This is a genomic window from Microcoleus sp. D3_18a_C4, from assembly GCF_036702415.1.
GTDB lineage: Bacteria > Cyanobacteriota > Cyanobacteriia > Cyanobacteriales > Microcoleaceae > Microcoleus.
This window is the reverse complement of the sequence record NZ_JAUBTI010000110.1, coordinates 1-21,181: the sequence shown is the minus strand read 5'-3', so window position 1 is coordinate 21,181 and position 21,181 is coordinate 1. Positions and strand designations below refer to the sequence as shown.

14 protein-coding genes and 1 pseudogene are annotated in these 21,181 nt (G+C 47.0%); 1 reads left to right on the top strand and 14 read right to left on the bottom strand.

The features are described from left to right. Positions 1-108: 108 nt before the first annotated feature. The 10 genes from QUB16_RS28350 to QUB16_RS28305 all read right to left on the bottom strand — a co-directional run bounded on the left by QUB16_RS28350 (position 109) and on the right by QUB16_RS28305 (position 12,510). The gene (locus tag QUB16_RS28350; RefSeq protein WP_333321347.1) at positions 109-1,632 is read right to left on the bottom strand and encodes a carboxypeptidase M32; all 1,524 of its coding nucleotides are present in this window, start codon (positions 1,630-1,632) and stop codon (positions 109-111) included. A 79-nt stretch (positions 1,633-1,711) separates the two neighbouring features. After that, positions 1,712-2,914: a tetratricopeptide repeat protein gene (locus QUB16_RS28345; protein ID WP_333321346.1), complete on the bottom strand. Its 1,203-nt coding sequence runs from the start codon at positions 2,912-2,914 to the stop codon at positions 1,712-1,714. A gap of 375 nt (positions 2,915-3,289) precedes the next feature. Next, positions 3,290-3,631, bottom strand: a complete 342-nt coding sequence (locus QUB16_RS28340) for a type II toxin-antitoxin system PemK/MazF family toxin (RefSeq protein WP_333321345.1) — start codon at positions 3,629-3,631, stop codon at positions 3,290-3,292. After that, complete coding sequence (locus tag QUB16_RS28335; protein ID WP_333321344.1) at positions 3,618-4,019, bottom strand: type II toxin-antitoxin system Phd/YefM family antitoxin; 402 nt, start codon at positions 4,017-4,019, stop codon at positions 3,618-3,620. Before QUB16_RS28335 ends, QUB16_RS28340 begins: the two co-directional genes overlap by 14 nt. A 145-nt stretch (positions 4,020-4,164) precedes the next feature. Then, positions 4,165-5,256 (bottom strand): TPR end-of-group domain-containing protein, encoded by a 1,092-nt coding sequence (locus tag QUB16_RS28330; protein WP_333321343.1) that lies wholly within the window; start codon positions 5,254-5,256, stop codon positions 4,165-4,167. Further along, the gene (locus tag QUB16_RS28325) at positions 5,253-6,596 is read right to left on the bottom strand and encodes an ATP-binding protein (RefSeq protein ID WP_333321342.1); all 1,344 of its coding nucleotides are present in this window, start codon (positions 6,594-6,596) and stop codon (positions 5,253-5,255) included. The genes QUB16_RS28330 and QUB16_RS28325 overlap by 4 nt, the downstream gene beginning before the upstream one ends. Positions 6,597-6,765: 169 nt before the next feature. Beyond that, the gene (locus tag QUB16_RS28320) at positions 6,766-7,284 is read right to left on the bottom strand and encodes a Ycf51 family protein (protein ID WP_333151007.1); all 519 of its coding nucleotides are present in this window, start codon (positions 7,282-7,284) and stop codon (positions 6,766-6,768) included. Between the two features lie 84 nt (positions 7,285-7,368). Continuing rightward, positions 7,369-8,427, bottom strand: a complete 1,059-nt coding sequence (locus tag QUB16_RS28315; RefSeq protein WP_333321341.1) for an adenylate/guanylate cyclase domain-containing protein — start codon at positions 8,425-8,427, stop codon at positions 7,369-7,371. Beyond that, on the bottom strand, positions 8,424-8,798 hold the full coding sequence (locus QUB16_RS28310) for a response regulator (RefSeq protein ID WP_333143834.1): 375 nt from the start codon (positions 8,796-8,798) through the stop codon (positions 8,424-8,426). The genes QUB16_RS28315 and QUB16_RS28310 overlap by 4 nt, the downstream gene beginning before the upstream one ends. Next, entirely contained in the window at positions 8,791-12,510 is a 3,720-nt protein-coding gene (locus QUB16_RS28305) for a response regulator (RefSeq protein ID WP_333321340.1), read from the bottom strand. The genes QUB16_RS28310 and QUB16_RS28305 overlap by 8 nt, the downstream gene beginning before the upstream one ends. 542 nt (positions 12,511-13,052) lie before the next feature. Between QUB16_RS28305 and QUB16_RS28300 the strand changes: the two are divergent. After that, a pseudogene (locus QUB16_RS28300) lies at positions 13,053-14,323 on the top strand (RNA-guided endonuclease InsQ/TnpB family protein). Positions 14,324-14,519: 196 nt separating this feature from the next. Here QUB16_RS28300 and QUB16_RS28295 read toward each other — a convergent pair. From QUB16_RS28295 to QUB16_RS28280, 4 genes are all read right to left on the bottom strand, one after another. Then, positions 14,520-16,013 carry an IS5 family transposase gene (locus QUB16_RS28295; protein ID WP_333321339.1) on the bottom strand — a complete coding sequence of 498 codons (1,494 nt, stop codon included), beginning with the start codon at positions 16,011-16,013 and terminating at the stop codon, positions 14,520-14,522. 416 nt (positions 16,014-16,429) lie between these two features. Next, complete coding sequence (locus QUB16_RS28290; RefSeq protein WP_333321338.1) at positions 16,430-18,943, bottom strand: MASE1 domain-containing protein; 2,514 nt, start codon at positions 18,941-18,943, stop codon at positions 16,430-16,432. A gap of 572 nt (positions 18,944-19,515) precedes the next feature. Then, positions 19,516-20,856, bottom strand: coding sequence for an ABC transporter substrate-binding protein (locus tag QUB16_RS28285; RefSeq protein ID WP_333321337.1), 1,341 nt, complete (start codon positions 20,854-20,856; stop codon positions 19,516-19,518). 65 nt (positions 20,857-20,921) lie between these two features. After that, positions 20,922-21,113, bottom strand: a complete 192-nt coding sequence (locus QUB16_RS28280) for a hypothetical protein (RefSeq protein ID WP_333321336.1) — start codon at positions 21,111-21,113, stop codon at positions 20,922-20,924. Positions 21,114-21,181: the final 68 nt, after the last annotated feature.

Genomic DNA, 21,181 nt, shown 5'->3' with positions numbered 1-21,181 from the left:
CTTTCGTAAATAAGCCCGAAGGTTCGAGATTGTTTTGCAATGTGCAAGATCATTTCAGGGCTATTGAAAGCCCACACAGTACCTGTACTCAGCTACGTGCTGGGTAATTTACATGACATAAAACTCCCCGTATTTGTGGCGAATGTAACGGATAAATGGATCGATAGTTAAAGGTGAACCTGTAACGCGATCGATCAATTCGACAGCAGTGTATTTGCGGCCGTGCTGGTAGATGTTTTGTTTGAGCCAGTTGTGGAGTACGCTAAAATTGCCCCGTTCTATTTCTACGGGAATTTCAGGATTGATTTTTACTGCTGTTTCGTAGAATTGGGCGCTCATCAAGTTGCCCAGGGTGTAACCTTGGAACATTCCGCCGATCGTACCAACATACCAGTGAACATCTTGCATCGCGCCTTCGCTGTCGGTGGCGGGAACAACGCCGAGGTCGGTTCTATAGCGTTCGTTCCAGGCTTCGGGGAGGTCTCGGACTGCTAGTTTTCCCTCTACCATTGCCAATTCTAGGTCAAAGCGGATGGCGACGTGGAGGTTGTAGGTTACTTCGTCGGCGTCCGTGCGGATGAGCGATCGCGAGACTTTGTTAATTGCCCGGTAAAATGCGTCAGTGGATACGTGTCCCAACTGTCGCAAAAATACGCCTTGGAGTTGCGGGTAGAAACATTCCCAAAAACCGCGGCTGCGCCCCACCATATTTTCCCAAAGTCGCGATTGACTTTCGTGCACGCCGGAGGAAATGCCACCTGCCAGAAGCGTGCCTTCAAATTCCGGGGAATTTCCGAGTTCATAGAGGGCGTGTCCGGCTTCGTGGATGCTGCTGAAGAGTGCTTGATCCAAGTGGTCTTCATAGACGCGGGTGGTAATTCGCACGTCGTCTATGGAGAAATTGGTCATGAACGGGTGCAGGGTGGTGTCTTGCCGTCCCCGTTGGAAGTCGAACCCCATGCGTTCTACAACTTTGCGGGTGAATTCTAGTTGTTGGAATTCGGGGAAGTCTTGGTGCAAGCAGGAGTCGTCGGCGGGAGGTTGGGAAGTGATGGCTTCGACTATCGGCACTAATTCTTGACGCAGTTGGGCGAAAAGCGGGCGTAGCAGGGATACTTTCATGCCGTAGTCGCTACGATCGATCAAAGGATCGGCGATGTGTTCGTATCCGGGGAAAAAGTCGGCGTACTGCCTGCTTAATTCTAGGGTTTTTTCTAGATACGGTTCAACGGCTGCGAAGTTGTTGGCTGCCCTGGCCGCGGCCCAAGCTTCGTAGCAGTCGGCTTGGTGGCGGCAGAGTGCGGACATGAAGGTTGCGGGAACTCTGGCGGCGCGATCGTAGTCTCTGCGGGCTATGCGGATCAGGCTGGCTGCGGTGGAGTCGTAGGGGAGGGTTTGTTCGTAGAAACGCAAGTCTTCTAGGAGTTCACCTATTTTTGGATCTGTAAATTTTTCGTGGGATATTTGTTTGAGAGTAGCCAACTGGCGGCCTCTGGCAGTTGCACCTTTGGGGGGCATATAAGTTGATTGATCCCAATGCAGCAACGACGAGGCTGATTCGATGTCCGTAACTTCTCTGAGGTGGGCTGCCAGTTGAGCGAATTTTGCTTGAGTTTTATCTAGGGTTTGCATGATTGGGGTTTATGGTGCTGTTGTGCCTACAAAGGTTGCGGTGCGGCATCCGTATCCATCAATCATAGCTACCCTGAAATCAAGCTAAAAACCGCACTTCTTCCCGTATTGTACGCAATTTAGAGTCATTTTTGCATAATTTCCGGTATTTATGCGGATTGAGTTCGATCGCCTTGGATAAGTTTTCGATCGCCCGCCCGATGCTGCAGGCTACAAGTTCCTGGCTGTTTGTGAGCTCGCCTGCTTCTTTTTCCAGGGCGTAAAGGCAAGCTTTTTGATAGTACAGGTTTGGATCGTCGGGTGTGAGTGCGATGATTTTATCGTAGGAGGCGATCGCTTCGCTAAATCGTTGAATTTTTTTGAGGGCGACGGCGCGGTTGTACCAGGCTTCGGTGTTCTCTGGCTGCAACTCTACGGTTTTGTCCCAAGAGGCTATTGCTTCTTCCAAGCGTTGTAAGTTGGCGAAGGCTAAGCCGCGGTTGTAAAAGGTTTCGCTGTCGTTTGGCTTGAGTGCGAGGGCTTTGTCCCAGGATGCGATCGCTTCTTCAAATTGTCCCATTTGTGCGATCGCCCTGCCGCGTTTGTTCCAGGCTTCGGCGGAATTCGGCCGCAGTTGCAGGGTTTTGTCGTAGGAGGCGACGGCTTCCGGGTAGAGTTTTTCATCGGCTAGGGCTAAGCCGCGGTTGTACCAGGCTTGATGCAAGTCTGGTTTGAGTTCGATCGCTTTGTCGTAAGAAGTGATGGCGGCTGTATTTTGGTCGGATTTTCTCAGGGCAAATGCTTTGTTGTACCAAGCTTCGCAGTAGTCTGGTTTGATGGCTATAGCTTTCTCGTAGGAGGAGATCGCTTCTGATAATTTTTCTAAGCTGACGAGGGTGTTGCCGCGGTTCGTCCAAGCTTCCGGGTAGCTGGGATTGAGTTGGATCGCCTTTTCGTAGGATGCGATCGCTTCTGAGAGTCTGTTGAGCTTCCGCAAAACGTTGGCGCGATTATACCACGCTTCGGGATTGTTTGGTTTGATTTGTAGGGATTGGTTGTAGGCTGCGATCGCTTCTTCTAGCTGGCCCAATTTTTTGAGTGCTACGCCTTGGTTGTACCACGCTTCATAAAATTTTGGTTCAAGTTCGATCGCTTCTTCCCAAGATTCGATCGCAGCTTGGAATCGTCCCATTGCTTCTAGGGCGTTGCCGCGTTCGTACAATGTTTGAGCCTTTTGGGTGTTGACTGCTATGGATTTTTCCCCTGAGTCGATCGGCTTTTCTATGCTGGCTAATTTTTGCAAGGGGTTTCACCTCATTATTTTCTGTCTAATTGATTCTTTTCTTTTTTATATGCGATCTTTTTCGCCTTTGAGTGCTTTCGATCGCGACTATTTGGTTATTTATGGCAATTTTACAGGAATTTGGGGACTTTTTCAATTTTTTTCATTATAATTCTAGAGCTTGGATTTGTAGGTATAGATTAATACTATTTTTTTTATATTACTGCGTAGAAAAGAGGAAAGGGCGATCGTACTGAGGTGTGACAAACCTCATCCAAGATATAACAGGACTTACATATCCACCCTATTTGTAGTGCATTGCGGCCCTTATTGCTACGGGTAGTGTAAAAATTTAAAAGTTGCGTAAGTCCTGATATAAGTTTCACCTATCGGCAATCACTGACTTAGCAAATTGTAAAGCTTTTCAGCAATTTGAGCCTGTGTATCTGATGATAATTCACCTAACTCACGCTGAACAACCACTGTAGAAACAGTTACCAGTTGATGCAGCCTGATAGTAGATGGCACCCGCAGCCCCGAAGCCTGAAAGTCGGGATGAGAAGCTTCTAATACGATATCTGTTTCCAATAGATTTGTGGGCAAGCGACTTGTAATATAAGCAATAATAACATGGCGTCGCGCTCCCAAAGGGTTAGTCAAGCAAGCTACAGGACGCAGTTTGTTGGCCGATAAATCATCATAGGGAAACGGTACTAGGAAAATCTTACCCTTGGTCATGGAATGGTTTACCGTCAGCTATAGTATAAATGTCTTCTTCTGGGTCTAGGATCGAACCAAAATCAGGCTGGATTGCTACTGTTTTAATCCATTCAGGGTCGTGGAATGGCACGCCATCAGCTAAAGTGTAGATATCTTCTGCTGAGTCTCTCAGAGAATCAAAGGCTGGATTTGCGATCGCAGCTTTTAGCCATTGATCTTCTTCTAGTTTTGCTTTGTTAATTAGGGCGGCTTCTAGTGCTTCTAGTCGCTTCAGATCGGCATAAGTAATGATAGCAGCGATCGCCCTTCCTTCCTGTTCTATGATGATTCGTTCTCCAGTATCCTCAACGCGGGCGATGAGTTCGGGAAATCTGTCATTAGTTACAGTTACATTTAGTTGAGTCATCTTTTACCTCACTATTAATTATCCATCATATCGCGTCTGCTAGCTTCATTGAATAGTGTTTTTGATGCTGTAGGGGCGGGTTTTACCAACAATAATTGCCTAAAACCGACAATCTCATAAACCCGCCCCGCCCAAGGGCAAATCCCTATTCTTGAATCAAGGCTTGAAACCGAGTATGCGATCGAATGCTGTCAAAATCCGAGTCAGTTTTTGCCATTTCTCGGTATTTGTCAGGATTCAGATTGATGACTTGCTGCAAGTTTTGAATAGATAAGTCAACGGAGATAATCGCCTCTTCCAACCTGCCCATATTACCGAGTAGAATGCCCCGATTGTACCAGGCTTCGTGGTCGTATGGTTTGATTTCTAAGGCTTTATCATAAGAGGCGATCGCATCTTCCAACCTGCCTATGTTACCGAGTGCAATGCCTCGATTGTACCAAGCTGCGTGTCTGTCTGGTTGAATTTCTAAGGCTTGGTCGTAGGAGGCGATCGCCTTTGCATATTGTTCAGCAGAGTGATACAATAAAGCTTGTTCGTAAAACAATTCAGCTTTTTGTTCTTGTGTTTGCCCGTCTTCGTCAATTAAAGTTTGAATCCTCACCAGCTCCCGTTTTTGTTCTTCCGGAGTTAAGGATAAATAATCTTCTATATTGCATCTTTCCGAACAAGCTTTTATTGATTCCGCTTCCAAGCGTTCTCCATCCATCGACAAATTAAACAAACTCGATCGCCAATCAAAAAAGTCCGGCGCCCGCTGAATCAAATAATCCACAGCAAACTTAGGCAAAATAAACACAAAGCAAATTTTAAAATTATCTCGAAATCGTTCTCGCTGCTGGTTTAAATTAACTAAAACAGGTGGCACGCCCCGCCAACTGTAAAAGTAAATATCCTCGCTTTCCCATCCACTGGCTTTTTTATCTCTTTCGTATTCATAAAGTGAATATTCCAAGCCTTTGACAAATAGAATATTGATTCGATCGCGTTCTGGCCACTCTTCAATTAGATTGTAAAAGTTATAAACCGGCTTGTCCAGAGCTAAAACCTCAATCTTTTGCGGCCGGATATCTCTTTTAACTCTAGCAATCCAGCGTTCTCCCTCAGCCAGCGTACACTCGACAAACAACAAGCGAAAGCCGTCTGTCCGATTGAGAGTTCGTACCAGAGCTAGATATTCTTCCTCCGGTTCTGCTGGAGGCAAATCTTCGTCCCAATCCATCATTTCTTGCGTCATGGCTGAAGTATAGCGACTGCTTCCTTAAATTCCTGAATGCCTTTAATTAGCGGGTGAACGTCATACCAATTCTGCATTTCTTCATCCTCATCATAATATCGGTATTCCAAAATACAGCGGTTAAATAGCAAATTGCGGTGCTGTTCGTCATTAAGTATCCGGCGAGAAACAGATACTTTCGCTAAAATTGACCAGTCATCTTTGTGGGCGGTTCTGCGGTAAATATTCCGCAAGTTCGTAATCGCCCTTTGCGCCGCTTTTGCAGTAATTGGCAACTCTTGGGTGCGATTTATAGCTTCTTGCAGCATCAACAGCAAATTCCTGACGTGACCCCCGCTCATCAAGCACAGTTTTTCAAGCGTTTCTCTGGTGTCAAACCATTCTGTTTCTAATTCTAAAGATAAATCGGGAGCGACTTGTTTCACCCGCTTCTCAATCACCTCTTTCATTTTAGCAAGTCCCGCTTGATTAATTTCACCGCTGGGATTGCGTAGCATAATCATCGGCAGAACTTGCGGAGCATTATTATAATTATTGCTCAAATCGGTCGCGCGGTTGGAATGCACCATCGAAATCGGTACGGTGTAAACGACGTGACAATCTAAAGCTTTGAGTTGTTCGCTGCGGTCTAAAAAAATTTCGTCGAGATTGCTGCGTTCCCCTCCGTCTTTAGAAAACGGCACAATCCGGTCTAAATTATCGGCAATTATTGCCAGTTGTGAATATTGGGTGGGCAACTTTTTTTTAGCATCGCGAATAAACTGATTCAGCGCATCAAGCAGCGTTGTGGTGTAGGGATTAACTTTTTCTCTAATTTTTTGGCGCAGACTCGGTTCGGTTCTCACATTCGCCGTCAGTTTGGAAAACTGAGCAATTTGCATTTCTAAGCTCAAGGTTTCAAAAGACACTTCTGTCAAAGCTAAATCTTTTAAATCGTTCCAGCGGTTTTTCATCCAATCGAGCAAAGGTTTCGAGTCAGCATCTTTAATTGTTTCTAACAAGTGTCTAGTGCAAGCCAGCAAAATATCTGTATATTCAGTATCTTCGGGATTAATATCTTGTTCGTCAGCCGCGAAATAAACTACAAAATAACCTTGTTCTGTTAAATATTTTTCTAGCCTCAGCAATTCCGTTGATTTTCCCGCACCGCGATGTCCGGCATACAACTGACAAGTCATCTCTTGGGAACGCTGAATATTGCGCCCCAAGTCTAAAGTAATATTGTCATCTCCCCGCACTTCTCGACAGTCAACATATCGCGGGTCGCCTGCTGGCAAAGGATAATATGGGTTGCAAGCATTGAAGAGGTCTGTTAGTAATTTTTCGGAATTTTGAGTCATAATTTGATATTATTTTTATAACTTTAAATTATTTTTTCACCACTTACGGACTACGACCAAAGAAACCGGGTTTTTACCGAATCTGCGCGTTACAACGAAGTATTTTTGTAAAAAACCCGGTTTCTGATCTCCGATGCGTAAGCCCTAAGAATGCTGCTGCACCCTACTTTTAAGCTTGATATTTTTTCAGAATAGCAACTTTTTCGGGGAAGATTTCGATCGCCATTTTGTCATCATAACGAGTCGCGAGCGATCGCCTCACCTCGCCCAAAAACAGCGGCTGCGACAGCCCCGGTTCAGGATGTACCACTGTACGAACGCGGATGGTCATGTAGTCTCTGCCGCGCCCAGAGCGCCCTGGAGAGTACAAATCCGCCGCCGCTTGCCGCATCGTTGCTTCTAATTCCGATTCGGTGATCGTAGGTGGCACAGTAACTACTGTTTGAGCGCCGCCAGTATCGTAAACTAAAGAATAGCGCACCGCACCCGGAATTTCTGTACGGGAAAACAGTCCCAAACCCAGACCGAATATACTCGCAGCAATTACTCCCATAAAGCTTGTCACTCCTACCAATCGGAAGCGAAAACCCCATTTGAAGATAAATGCTATAACTGTTAAAATAGCCAAAGCTACTGTCAGAATTCCCGCCCATTGGGCGTACATTAAGAGATTAGAATTTACGCTCATTTGATGATTTGTTGACTGTTGACTGTTGACTGTTGACTGTGGATATTAGTTACCGATACCCGATGCCCAATGCCCAATGATTAATTAAGCGTTTCGGGCCACAAGCAGATAAGTCATCATATCGCCTTTCCCCTTCACTGGAATGATGCCGCGCTCCTCAAAAACGTACTTACCCCGCAAGCGTTCGTAGGTAGCAACTGTCACCTGAATGCTGCCGGGGACGCCTTGAGATTCCATCCGGGAAGCTGTATTTACCGTATCTCCCCACAAATCGTAAGTAAATTTTTTAGTACCGATTACCCCAGCTTCCACCGGGCCTGTGTGGATGCCGATGCGGATGCTGAGCGGCTGACCTCCCTTGGTACGGATCTTAGTCATTGCTGCTTGAATTTCCAGCGCCATTTCCGCGATCGACTCGGCGTGGTCGTCGCTGGGCGTCGGCAAACCGCCAACTACCATATAAGCATCGCCGATCGTCTTAATTTTCTCAAGTCCGTAGCGCTCGGCCAACTCGTCAAAAGCCGAAAAAATCTCGTTGAGCAACTCCACCAATTGGGCCGGCGATAAATGAGCCGAAAGCTTAGTAAAACCGACCAAATCGGCAAACATCACTGTTACCTCAGCGAAACTGTCTGCGATCGTAATTTCCCCCTGTTTCAGGCGCTGCGCGATCGCCTTCGGTAAAATATTTAACAGCAAACGCTCGGACTTTTCCTTTTCCTGGGCCAACTCATGTAAATAGGCCTGTTCCTTATCCCGCAGTCGCTTCTTTTCGAGACAAGCGCTAATTCGAGCCTTGAGCAATACCGGATTGAACGGTTTAGAAAGATAATCCTCCGCCCCCAACTCTATACACCTGACGATACTGTCGATATCGTCCACCGCCGAAATCATAATCACCGGGATGTAGCGCAAATTCTCGTCCGCCTTCAGACTTTCGAGCACCTGATAGCCGTTCATTTGCGGCATCATAATGTCTAGGAGAACCAAATCAAAAGGATGGCTTCGCAACATTTCCAGAGCTTGGAGACCATCTTCAGCAACAGTCACCACATGGCCTTGACGCTGAAGTCGGCGGGCCAGCAAATCGCGGTTTACCTCATTGTCGTCAACAACCAGCACGCTGCCCTCGTCACCTTTCATGTCATAGCCTTTTTTAGAAGCAGTTCAATCTTACCCAAAAGTCGAGGAAACTCGACCGGTTTGGTGTCGTAGTCGTCGCAGCCGGCGGCAATACACTTTTCACGATCGCCCGCCATTGCGTGAGCCGTCAGCGCAATCACCGGAATCGTGCTAGTTTCAGAAGCCGCCTTAATTTGCTGCGTTGCTTGCCACCCGTCGAGCACTGGCAGACTCATATCCATCAGAATCAAATCCGGTACCTTCGCGAGCGCCATCGACACTCCCTCAGCACCGTCAACAGCAATAAAGACCTCGTGTCCCTTGCGGGCCAGACGCCGGGAAAGCATATCCCTGTTCATTTCGTTATCTTCGACCAACAGGATTTTAGCCATTGGTGTTCTCCTTGCCTTTCGAGTCGTACCTGCGATCGAACCTGTCATTGACTATAGAGCGAACATCGTGCAACAAAGTATCGCAACTGTAGACTCCCTTTTGTAGCACCCGCTCGACGTAGCCGTTTAGCTGCTGGCTTTCGGCCGGTGTCAAGTTTTTCCCCGTGAGCACAACAATCGGTATAGGATCTCCCGAATGGGATTTGCGAATTTCCCCGATCAACTCAAAACCATCCATTTCTGGCAACATCAAATCCAGTAATATCAGGTGCGGGCGAGCAACTTTTAGCCGATCGAGAGCAGCGCGTCCGCTGTCAGCTTCCGTTACTTCCCAGCCTTGTGTTTCTAGTACGCATCGCAGTATTTCGCGCGTGGCAACGTCGTCTTCCACAATTAGAATTTGACAGGTCAAATTGTTACTTGCAACGTCGTCTTGGTCGCGTCGGTACTTGTTCAACAAGGCAGCCAGCCGTTTGCCGTCCACTGGTTTGGTGAGGTAGTCCGAGGCACCCAATGCAAAGCCGAGGCTTTTGTTGCCCACAAAGGATAGCAGGATTACGGGAATTTCGGCAAGCTCAGGATCTGCCTTCAGCGCTGAGAGTACCGCCCAGCCGTCCATTCCGGGCATGATCACATCCAGGGTAATGGCGTCTGGCCGTAGTTGCTTAGCGAGCCGGAGAGCTTGCTCGCCGCCGCCTGCGACTTCTACGTGCAGTCCTTGGCGACTGAGGGTGCGCTGGATTAAATCCCGCGATATCGGGTCGTCATCAACTACCAGCACCGTGCCGACAGCGGGGGCGTCGGGAGGGCTAGTGCTGTCGTGGACATTGTTGGGGATTTCCGGCTGTTTGATGGCGCTGGGCAAGAGCACGGTGAAAGTGGTGCCGGAACCCGAGGTGCTGCTGACCTCAATGCTGCCGCCCATCATCTGACAGAAGCGCTGGCTGATTGCTAGTCCCAAACCGGTGCCACCGTACTCGCGGGTAGTCGAGGCATCAGCTTGGGTGAAAGGTTGGAAAACTCGCTCCAATTGCTCTTGTGTCATGCCGATGCCAGTGTCGGCGACGCGGAAACTTAAAAATTCGGAGTTGGAAATTAAAATTTCGGAAGATTCCTCTTGATTTTTCATTTTTAATTGTTCATTTTTAATTCTTTCCACTCCGATCGCAATTCTCCCGTTTTGTGTGAACTTGGCAGCGTTGCTGAGCAAGTTAAGCAGCACTTGCCGCACTTTGGTCATGTCCGCGTGCATGGTGTCGAGGTTGTCTGGACAGTACACTTCTAGGGTATTACCGTTTTTCTCAACCAGCGGCCTGGCCGTGGCAACAGCACTTTCAATTAAGGTATGGATGTCGAAGGTTTCTAAGTAGAGATCCATTCGACCTGCTTCAATTTTAGAGATATCTAGGATGTCGTCGATCATCGACAGCAGGTGTTTGCCGGCGCTGCAGATTTTTTCGAGGTCGGGGACGAAAGCTTCATCACCCAATTCTTCAGCTTCTTCTTGGAGCATTTCGCTGTAGCCGATGATGGCATTGAGCGGTGTGCGAAGTTCGTGGCTCATGTTGGCGAGAAATGTGCTTTTTGCCCGGTTGGCTGATTCGGCTGCTTCTAGGGCCGACTGCAAGGCGGATTCTGCCTGTTTGCGATCGGTGATGTCTTGGACTGTGCCTTCGTAGTACAAAACGCTGCCGTTTTCGTCGCAGATGCTGCGCGCGTTTTCGGAAATCCAGATCGTGCTGCCGTCTCGGCGGTATATTTGGGATTCAAATTTTGACACTTGGTGGCGCGCGCGCAATTGGGCCATAAACTCGGCGCGCCGATTCGGGTCTACGTAAAGTTGGCGGTTGATATCTGTGAGTTCGGCTAGCATTTGGGCACAGGATTCGTAGCCGTAAATCTCGGCTAGTGCGCGATTGCCGCTGAGGTAGCGCCCGTCTGGGGTGGTCTGGAATATGCCTTCGACTGCGTTTTCAAAGATGCTGCGGTATTTTGTTTCGGATTGTCTCAAGGCTGCTTCTGCTCGCTTGCGCTCTAGGGCATTGGCGAGCATTTCTCCTACCATTTTTAGCTGTGGGGATATTTCGGTTGCTCGACCTGCTGTTTGCTTTAAGCCCTCGAATCCGAGAAATCCTACTAGGTTTTTACTCGAAATTATGGGAATAATTATCAGTGATTGGCTATTTTTTAGCGGTTTTTGGGATTCTAAATTATTGAGGGAAGTCCCACTCGAAGGTATTGAGGCGGTTGCGGTTTGATTGACTGTTTGGGATGGGGAGTCTGTCGGGAATTGGGCTGGATTTTGACCGATAAAATAGGCAATTTCGGCGATTGCTGAGGGCGGGAGTTCGCCGATTTCTGGAATATAAAGGCATTCGGCGCGATCGAGCTTTTCTGCAATCCAAGGGATTTGTGCGATGTCTATTGGTTTGTCGGTGCTGTTTTTGACGGCCGGAATGCTTTCGCCGCACCACTCGTAGGTTTTGTCGGCGCGGGTTTTGTCGAATGATAACAGGTAGATGTAACTGCGGTCAAACCCGCTCAAGGTGGCGATCGCTTCTAGAGTGCGATCGATGCCTTTGTCTATTTCTGATAAGGGCTTGCTGATAAAATCGGTTGACAAACGGGCAATCAACTGAGCGAATTCTATTCGATACTGCAAAGATTGTTCTACTTTTTTGAGTTCGGTAACGTCTCGAAAGATCCAGACTCTACCGACTGTTTTCGCTCCGACTTTTGATGGCAACGAATTTAATTCAAGAATTTTTCCGTCTTTAAATTCTAATAATTCGCTGATTTGAGTATCTGAATCTGCCGACACTTTGAGCACGTTTTGGAGAAATCCTTGCGGGTCTTTTAATTGTTCCCTGTCGAATGGGAATCCTGTTTCGATCGTGTTTTTGACTGGGCCGAAGGTCGATCGGCTCAACTTTCCTTGGCTGGCGGACAAACCCCACAGCTCTAGAAATTTCTGATTATAATTGCATACATTGCCGTTGATGTCAACGGCCAGAATTCCTGCATCGGTAGATTTTAGAACTGCTTGCAGTATCGAGAGCGATTGCTTGTGTTCTCTAATGTCAAAAATGTCAAAAAACACCAAGACTGATATTTCGCTTCCCTCAACTGCGGGATGGAAAAAATAGGAAACTGGTAAAATCTTGCCGTCGCGACACAAAAACTCGTCGTCCCAGTTGTTGCAAGGTTGACTGGAAGCGATCGCCTGTTGTAAATCTAGTGTAGGTGCGATCGGCCTATCTTCAGTCTTGCTGGGCGAATGTTTCGGAGCCGTCAAAACTGGGGATTTGTGGCCTTTGTTTTGCTTCCCGATGCGCTCTAGCAGAGAAACGCCTGCAAGTTCCGACTCTCGCCACCCCAGCAAGCGTTCGGCCTCTGGATTCACCGAGATTACACAGCCCTTCGCGTCAAGGATACACAATCCCGCCCCCAAACTGTTGACACTCGCCCGCAGTCGATCGAATTCTGAAGCTGTTGGAGAGTCTTGAGGGGACTGCGGCGAGTGGGTTAAATCCTTTAACGGCACCGTCTCCGAGTTCAAGCAATCCTGCTGCTGAAGTTCTTGCTGACTCTGAACTTTGTCATAGCTACAACTTACCTGCTCTAATAAAAGCTGCCACTGCTCAGCAGTGGGAGGGGGAGACTCGCCGACTAAACCGAGCTGTTCGAGTTGGCGCTGGAGGTGGGGGTGCATATTTTCTGGCGCTTTGTAGGCAACTTTCTACAGTATATCTTTTTAATTAATAATATATATAGGTAGGTATACGGTTAGGGGACAAGTACGCGATCGAAATCTCTAACAGGTTTTATTGAGAAGCCGAGGGATCATCTCTGCTCTCCAAAATCTTTCCAACTCGGCTAATTATATTAATTCTCATAACTTTTAAGGGTTGTGTACAAACCAATCTTCTGAATGTCGGCAGCCGGCTCAAAAATAATAATATCATCTGATCGAGTCAATACTCAGGAAAGTTTGGGTAACGATACTACAAGCTTACGCGGGGCAAGGAGCAGAAAAAAGTCGAATTAAATGCAATCCCGGTGTGGAGCCGACATTGATTTAATTATCCACAGTCGATCGAAGTCAAGCGAGAATCAGCCATTGGGCCCGATAAAAACTGTTCGGAGTATTGTAAAACTTCATTTAGTTTATAAGCAATTATAAACAATAATGGTATTATATTGTTGTGAGTGTTGAACAAGGAATACGCATCGCCCAAAAAACGCAAGTCTCAAATGCAACTAACACAGAGGCACATCATTAAATCAACGGAACACCGTTTCGCCAAAATAGACGAACTAGCTTTCAAGTCCAAAAACCTCTACAATGCCGCCAATTACGTCATTCGTCAGAGCTTTATTTATGGATGGGGTTATGTCAGTTATAACGAAATGAACCGATTGATGAAGTCTCACGAAGCATATAAGGCTTTGCCTGCTAAAGTAAGTCAGCAAATCTTGATGGTGCTAGACAAGAATTGGAAATCGTTTTTTGAAGCCGTTAAAGCTTACAAAGCTGACTCTTCAAAATTCACTGGTCGCCCAAAATTGCCAAAGTACAAAGACAAAACCAAAGGGCGAAACCTTCTCGTCTACACCATTCAAGCGATTAGTAGTAAACAGTTAAAGAAAGGAATTATCAAACTTTCCGGCACTGAGCTTTCAATTAAAACCCAACTCAATCCCAACCAGATTTGTCAAGTTAGACTGGTTCCGAAATGTGATTCCTATGTAATTGAGGTGATTTATGATGAACCGGAGTCCACAATCAGCAATGCCAACTCTGTAGCTAGTATTGATTTAGGACTGGATAATTTAGTGGCGTTAACTTCAAATCAACCGGGATTTATCCCTTTGTTGATTAACGGGCGACCATTGAAATCGATTAACCAGTTCTACAACAAACGCAAATCCCGATTACAATTCCAGTTAAAAGGGAATCGTCAAACCTCACCCAGGATGAGCGCGATTAACTCGCTGTCGTAATCAGAAAGTTGATAATTACTTGCATCATGCTAGTCGTGTGATTGTTGACCATTTGGTAGTGAACCAAATTGGAACGCTGGTAATCGGCAAAAATGCACAGTGGAAAACCGATATCAATCTAGGTAAACAAACCAACCAAAATTTTGTCAGTATTCCTCACTCTCGATTAATTGAGATGTTAGAATACAAAGCTCGCTTGGTGGGAATTAAAGTAATTGTGCAGGAAGAATCCTACACATCGCGGGCCAACTTCGTGGGTCTAGACCCAATCCCTGTCTACGGGAAAACAGAAAAAGAGCCGATGTTTACTGGTAAGCGGATCAAGCGAGGTTTGTACAAAACATCGACTGGTCAGTTAATTAATTCTGATATCAACGCTTCGTACAACATCCTCAGAAAAGCAATCCCAAATGCCTTCAGCACTCTTGATAGGGAGCTGCGTAGTTGGGCCAATGCGGGTCAATCCGCTCAAAGTAAAAGTGAAGGGGGAGGGACTTGAAGCCTCCCATGCCTATAAATGACTATACTTTTACCAGCTATTAATCAAGTGAACTTACCCTCAAAAACTAGGTGGGACCCAAAAAACGATCGCGGACGCGGGTACTGGACAGGAAAAATTATTATTCCCATGCCAGCCGAAACGATTTCAGGACTTTTCGTATTTAGGGCTTGCTGAATAATCGATCGCTTTCTGGCGATCGGGAGTGCTCGATATATTTAAGCCGAGTTAAATATGAGTTTTTCCTGCCTCATTCTGAGTAAAGCATAACCCCAGATTATGTGCAGCCCAAAAACAGGCATTGTTTTCCCCGAACGGCATAAAAACACACAAAAAACCCGGCGCCACCAGGTAGAAAGGTTCATGACTAAAAAAGTAATCGCAATGACTGTTTCAGAAGTATTATCAAGTTTTGCCATCACTCTATTCAGACCGAATCTTCGTTTACCTTGTCCGAACTTTCCCTCAATCGCATTGCGAATTCTCTCATCTTCCAACGCTTGCTTCTTTTTTTCTTTGCTGATATTGGTTGGAGGCCTTCCTAAAGGCGGTCCACTGATTCTAATGCCTTTGTCTTTGCACCAAGCTCGGTTCTCTCTTGTACGATAAATGCGATCGGCATGAACTGACTCTGGATAATATCCTGTAAAGTTACGATAAGCTTCTACTTGTGCTTTTAAGTCCCCTGATTCGTTAAAATTATCCCAGCTTATCCGGTCTAAAAATACATATCCTTCAAAACAACTCGCTGAGAGTTTTGCTCCAAATTCTACCTTTTTCCCTGCTTTTCCTCGGACAATGGGACGAATATGGGGTTGACTTAAACTTACTATTCTATCGTCTATGCTCTGTTTCTTATTTTCCAATAGCCAGAGCTGTTGCCGATAGACTTCTGTGAGGACTAGCAAGGTTTTATATTGCTTTTTATTCAATTTTTCTAGGGTCGCACCTGACTTGATTAGCTGTTCAATATGAGCTAAGTTTCTTTTGATATATTGGAGTTGTTTTTTAAGTGCCTGTCTTCTTTGGTTACGGGTTGGTCGTCTTTGTTTTGCTACTGCTAAGTAGTCTTTTCTAGCTAGATTACGATAGGTTCTTGGTTTTTTATTGCTTTTCCCTTTAATCTGTTTATACAGGATGTCTATAATTTTTTCGGTATGAACTCTGGCTCCATTTAATAGTCCTAAGTCGGTTGGATAACTAATGTCGGCTGGGGCACAGGTCGCATCTACGATCAACTTTCCGCGATTGGGTGACTCATTTTTGGCGTCCGAATCCTTTTTTTTTTCAGTTTTAACTGGGATGATGGAACGCATTTTTTCGACCATGCGTTCATTCACTTTATTAATTAAGTTCGGACTAATTCGTTGCCGAAAGTGAACTAATAGTGATGGATCAAATGGTAGTTCATTACTGTATGTTGATTGACCGATAAAGTATTGCAAATAGGGGTTTTCCCGAATTTGTTCGACGGTTTCCCGATCGCTAATTCCGAGTTTTTCTTTGATGATTAATGCCCCCAACGCCATCCGAAAGGATTTGGCTGGTGCACCCATTTCTGTGGGGAAGTTTTTAGCATATTCTGCTTCAAATTCTGACCACGGGATTACTTGGGTCATTTTGACCCAACGGTTATCTGGTGACAAGCTGCCTCCGAAGGGCAGTTCAAACTCGGATGGGGGTTGTGGGGCCAGCTCAACTTTTCGGTACACGAGCGCAGGTGGTGATGCACGGGTTTTGACCTATTTTACCTGTTTATCTTGCACTTTACTCTCGATCGCGCGAGCGAAACCTTTCGCCACGCAATATGCGATCGATTATTCAGCAAGCCCTATTTACTCATAAATTAATTAGGGTTATCTAACCCGCCCTAATCTTCTACCTCTATAGCAATCCTACATCATTTGTGAATTTATTACTCCCGATCGAGCGGGTTCGGGGAGGGTTGGGGTGGGGTAAAAAAAATACGACTCATTTAAGATTACTCTATATTAGAAAAACCTCGTAAAAAACTTACTTTATAATGTGATAAATTCTGGGGAAAATCTCCCTATCTGCTAGCGAAATAATCAGCCAAGTGCGGAGGCAAATAAAATTTACAGGCATAGAAAATAACTGTAAAAAAATATTATTGATCAGACTTTTCGGTTGAGATCGAAAGGTCGGTGAAAATAGCTGGCAGCCGAATGGTAAAGGTAGAACCTTTGTCCACCTCGCTGAATGCGGTAATGTCTCCGCCCATCATTTCGCAGAATTTCTTAGTAATCGTCAGCCCCAAACCAGTGCCGCCGTACTTCTTAGTAGTTGAGGAATCGGCTTGGGTGAAAGGCTCAAAGATTTTGGCTAACTGTTCGGGACTCATGCCAATGCCGGTATCTTTGACCGTAAAAATGATCCAATCTTGAGCGGAAGATAAGAGAGACAAGCTATTTTCAGCTTTGCCACCTCCTCTATACGCTCCAAGTTTTTTGCCTTTCTTTGCAGAGTCGGCGGGGGTTTCGACGGATCGGGTAACGGCGAAGGTAATCGCGCCGGAGCAAGTAAATTTCGCGGCATTGCTGAGGATGTTGAGCAGAGACTGCCGGAGTTTAGTCAAGTCGGTCTGCATCGAGCCAATATCATCGGGGCATTGTATTTCTACAATATTGCTATTTTTGTCGGCCATCGGCGCGATCGTGGCAACTACTTCCTCAACCAGAGTTGAAATGGTGAAGGTTTCGAGGTGGAAGTCTATGCGGCCTGCTTCAATTTTGGTCAAGTCGAGAATATCTTTAATCAGGTCTAGTAGGTGCTTGCCGGCCGTGTTAATTCTCTGGAGGTCGTCTATGAACTCTTCGGCACCAAGGTCTCGGGCGTCTTCTTGCAGGATCTCGCTGTAGCCGATGATGGCGTTGAGGGGGGTTCTGAGTTCGTGACTCATATTGGCGAGAAAAATGCTTTTGGATCTATTTGCAGCTTCGGCGGCTAATGCAGCCCGGCGGAATTCTTCGGAACGCAGGCGTTCGGTGATGTCGGTAGTCATGATTAAAACGCACTGAGTGCTGCCGAGGTCGATGAGTTCCACTGACAGCAGCCAGTCGCGCACTTCGCCGGCTTTGGTGCGAATTTTGATTTCTTGGTTGCTGATCGAATTTTGTGATTGCAAAATCTGGGTGAGTCGCCCCCCGTCTTCTGAATTGACAAACATTCCTAAGTCGCTGGGAGTGCGGCCCATAAATTCGTGGCGCAGCCAGCCTAATGAGCGCAAAAAGCTTTCGTTGGCATCGAGGAAGCATCCGTCTGTGAGGGTGCAGATGCTGATCCCGACTGGGGAGGCGTGAAAGGCCTTGGAAAATCTTTCTTCTGAAGAACGCAGGGCGGCTTCGGCTTGCTTTCTGTCTGTGATGTCTTGGACGGTGCTGGTGATGTAGAGGGAGGTGACGGCGGCTTGTTCGTAGACTGTGCGGTTGCTACCGTCGGGGAGTATGAGCCTGTAGTCGATGCTGTAAGGCTGTTGCTGAAATAAAGCGGCTTCGATCGAGCTTTTGACTAATTCTCTGTCTTCAGGGTGCACGTATTCCAAGAAGGCTTCCAGGCTGGGTTCAAAAGTTCCCGGTTCCTGTCCCAAGATGCGGTAAATTTCCTCTGACCACCGCAATTGCTGGGCGTTGCGGTCTAAGTCCCAGTTGCCTAGCTGGGCGATGCGTTGGGCGTTAGCGAGGCTGGCTTCGCTGGCGCGCAGGGAGACTTCTGCTTGGTGACGTTCGGCGACGGTGGCAGCTAAGACTAAGCCGGTGACGGCGATGACGGCGATGAAGGCTTGCAGGGATAACAGTGCTTGGGGGATACTGCTGGCGTGTTTGAGGAAGGGGCCGCTGCCTCGGGCAATACCCCAGATGGCGAAGCCGCAGAGGATGAAGTTGGAGAGGGCGGTGTAGCGCTGACCGAATCGAAAGGCAGCCCAAACTACTAGGGGAAATGGTAAGTATTCGAGGGGATAGCGGGCGTAGGCGGCGCGGGTGCGGGAGCAAAAGACGAGCCAGCCGACTGCTAGTAGCAGCAGCAGCCAAATCGCTCGTTCAGCTATCTGTTGGCGATGGGTGGGGACTTTGGGCAATTGTTGCCACGTCAGCAGCAGCGGGGCGACGAGCAAAATTCCCATTGCGTCTCCTACCCACCAAGTCCCCCAAATCGTGCCAAAATCGCTCCAGCTAGATAAACCGGTCAGGCAGACGACGATGCTGCCGATGGTGGAGTTGATTAGGGTAGAGCTCAAGGCTGCTAGTCCGACTATTCCTAAAACGTCTTTGAGCCGATCGAGCCTAGCGCTAAAGTTAATGCCCTGGAGTAGATAAGTTCCCGTCCACGCTTGCAGGGTTCTGGCGCCTGCCGAGATCAATGCCGTGGCGATGTTGGCCGACGGTACGCTCATGCTAAACAGGAAGCCTCCGATCGCGATTCCCGGCCACAGTTGCCGCCCAAACAGCAGCAGGGCGACTTGGGCAATTCCTGCTGCCGGCCACATCGGGTAAATTTCTGAACTGAGGGTGAGGGTGGAAATGGCGAATTGCGACGCCCCATAGTATACCAGGGCGATCGCGCCTACTGCGAGGAAGTACCGCCAGGAATGTCCTTTGATTGCGTTAAGGAACTTTGTCTGCATTGTCGTTTAGGGAAAAGGTGGACGGTTGTTGGGATCTCAGGATGTGGCACGGGACAGGCACAGGGTAGAGAAAATGTTTCTATTAGGTGATGGTAGGTCATGAGTGGTAGGTACTGGGAGAAGCTTGTGAGCTAAATTTTTGTGGTGCCGTTGAGGGAGCGGTTTTTTTGTTCGATCAAATCTGCCCATGAATTTCGGGAGTATCGCTTTTTTGTAAATATATCTCTAATGGCTAAGCAATTGGTTTGTAAATTTTTGGTTTTTGTTAAAAATTTATTACCGAGCGACAGCGGGTGTCTTTTTGTGTCGGGCGATCGTAACTCAATTCACCCTAACATCTTGCACCCTGCTCAATAATACCTAAAATACCTAAAATACCTAAAATACCCATAACAGCGACCTAAAATCTCTGAGTTTAGGTAAGTTTGGGGCAAACAACACGGTTTCTGATTAGAAGTGCAGGCGGTAGTGATTTTCACTAGATTTTTAACCCATCAATTGAGGCTTCAAGTCTGGCGATCGAATACAGTGAAACCGGATAATTTACAGCTAACAAAAATATTTTTTCTTGTCTATTTCTCTTTGGCTGTTGCAATATCTAAGGTTAGTGTCAAACGCTCTTGAGATTCTTTAAGGGCGTCTTGGGGGTTGCGGCCGAGAAGGGTTGCCTCTATGGCGCGACCGAGGTTTTCGGATAGGCGGGAGTAACCTGATATAATGGGTCGCGCTCTGGCTGAGTTCATTTGTTCTAAAAATACTTGCAAAACAGGGTTTTTTTCCACAAAGCTTTGATAAGCTTGGCTCTGTCTCGATTTTAAGTTAATGGGTAAATAACCTGTTCCCAATGCCCATGCTGTTTGGAATTCTTCACCTATAACGTATTCTAAGAATACTAGGGCTGCTCGCTCTCGTTCTGGCGAGGTTTTCATTAAAAATAGGTTTTCACCCCCCACGACGGCTGCGGGGCGTTTGAGGAGCGGTAAAGGCATTGCTGCGTAGTCGATCGCGCTTTGCTCCAACTGTGCTAGCGTCCACGGCCCGGTGATTTGCATGGCGACTTTCCCGGCAATGAAATTGTCGAGTTCGTAACCGCGTTCGGGTGCTGACAATATTGCTGAACCTTCTTTTAACAAGTCGCTCCACAATTCTAAGGCGGCGTGAGAACCGGGATTATCTATTTGCGGTACAGGACTTTGAGGTATTTCGCCTTTGAGTTCGCCGCCTGCGCTGAACATGAATGGCAGCCAGGTAAATACTGTCCATTCTCCTTTGCCTAGGGGGAGCACTATGCCGTGTTGGTCTGTGCGGCCGTCTCCGTTGGTATCTCGCGTGAGCGATCGGGCTACTTGCTTTAATTCCGCCCAATTCTGCGGCACTTTTTTGATTCCTGCTGCTGCAAATAAGCTGGGACGGTAAAATATGGCGACGTTATTTGTGCCTAGGGGAACTGACCAAGTGTGTCCGCCGAGTTCCATTGACTCGAAGAGGGTCGGGTAGATTTCTGCTTTCCGGGGCGATTTGTCGAGCCAGTTTTCTAAGGGTACAATTGCGTTGAGTTCGGCTAGTTTTCCGGCACTTGTAGGGCTATTCCACAGCAAATCCGGCGGTGCATTTCCAACTATTGCTGTTAGTATTTTTGGGAGTTGTTGGTCGGGCTGGCCGATGTAAATTGGTTTAATCTGGATGTTGGGATGCGTTTGGTTGAATTTGTCTGTGAGGGTTTGAAATACGTCGCGATTTGGCGGTGGATTGATGCCGTGCCAAAGTGTGAGTTCGATCGGTTCGCCGTTTTTGGATGCGGGTGTTGTGCTGTTTTGACAGCCGCTTAATATTAGCAGATTTAAGGTAAGTAAAATGCCGACAGCGAGTTTTAGTGGTTTTTTAATTGCTTTGGATAATTGGGATAATATCATTTTTTAGTTAGATTCAGGGAAGAAGATTTTTTTAACTGCAGATGAACGGGGATGGACGCGGATAGTTAGATGTTGGTAAAACGAGCTAAATCTCGAAAATCTGCTGGTAGCTGATTTCTCTCTCCATCCGAGGTGTTTTGAAACAAAACGGTGAAAGCTCCTGCTCCTAGTCTATCTTGCGGCCACATCCGATAGCAAGGAATTTCTGTCAGGTGCGATCGATATTTTTCTAAATGAGGAACAGTGACTGGGAGCATCTCAGTTTTGCATTTACAGTGCGAGCGTCCCCGCTCGCGTATTGTACAATACGCGAGCGGGGACGCTC